1 protein-coding gene and 1 pseudogene are annotated in these 1,129 nt (G+C 39.7%); both read left to right on the forward strand.

Going from position 1 to position 1,129, the window contains the following annotated elements:
- Positions 1-323 (forward strand): annotated as a pseudogene (locus L650_RS0111020) (5-(carboxyamino)imidazole ribonucleotide synthase); the annotation flags it as partial.
- 115 nt (positions 324-438) lie between these two features.
- A partial coding sequence (locus L650_RS0111025; protein ID WP_164835557.1) for an endonuclease/exonuclease/phosphatase family protein occupies positions 439-1,129 on the forward strand: 691 nt, incomplete at its 3' end.

Consider the following 1,129-nt stretch of genomic DNA (forward strand, 5'->3'; position numbering starts at 1 on the left):
GCTGCCATTGTTCGCAGTTCGAAAACCACATGCGAGCTGTAGCGGGTTTACCGCTAGGTAATACAGAGCTTAAGCATATTACCGCCATGGTTAATGTGTTGGGCCAAGGATATATTCCTACCGAGGTTTTAACAGTCAGTGATGTAACCAGTCACTGGTACGGAAAAACGGCAAAACCTGGGCGTAAAATGGGGCATATTAATGTATCTGCAGATAACATTAATAACCTTGCCGATAAGCTTGGGCAACTTACCGATTACCTACCTGAGCAAGCGTACCCCGGCATTTTAAAAGCCGCTACTGCACTTATGCTAAGTGAGTAAAGGCTGTAATTAACTTATTAAATACCGGCTTAAGCCGGTATTTTTTTGTCATAAAAATAGGTATTAATTGTGTAATACTGGTAAAGTCTATTTTTTAATTTTTTGAAGTAAAAAAATGAAACTAAACATACTTTATGGCGCATTAGCCATTGCCGCTTCATTTAGTTTAAATGCTACAGCCAGCCAAAGCCTTCGTATTGCCACTTTTAATGTGAGTATGGATGCGACTAATCACACGCCAAAAGGCGAGCAAGTAAACCCCGATGCGCTAGTTAATGCACTAAAATCAAACCACCAGCAAATAAAAAATATAGCCGAAATAATTCAGCGTGTTCGCCCTGACATTATTTTATTAAACGAGTTTGACTATGTACCAAAAGCGCAAGGTATAGATTATTTTAAACGCCAGTTTTTGAATGTAAGCCAAAATAAACAAGCCCCCATTGATTACCCATACAGCTTTATTGCCCCAGTTAATACAGGCCTTGCTACTGATTTTGACCTTGATAACAACGGTAAAAAAACCGCTGTAATGGGCGATGCTCAAGGCTTTGGTTTTTTTGAAGGGCATTACGCGATGGCTATTTTATCTAAATACCCCATTAACCTTGAGAAACTGCGCACGCTTCAAACGTTTAAATATAAAGATATGCCTAATGCGCAAATGCCAATAGACCCAAAAACAAAAGAGAATTGGTATAACACGCAAGAATGGCAGGCGCTTAGGCTTAGCTCTAAATCGTTTTGGGATGTACCTGTTGTAGTAAATAATAAAACAGTGCATGTACTAGCCTCGCACCCAACAC

Source organism: Pseudoalteromonas sp. TB51 (genome assembly GCF_000498055.1).
GTDB lineage: Bacteria > Pseudomonadota > Gammaproteobacteria > Enterobacterales > Alteromonadaceae > Pseudoalteromonas > Pseudoalteromonas atlantica.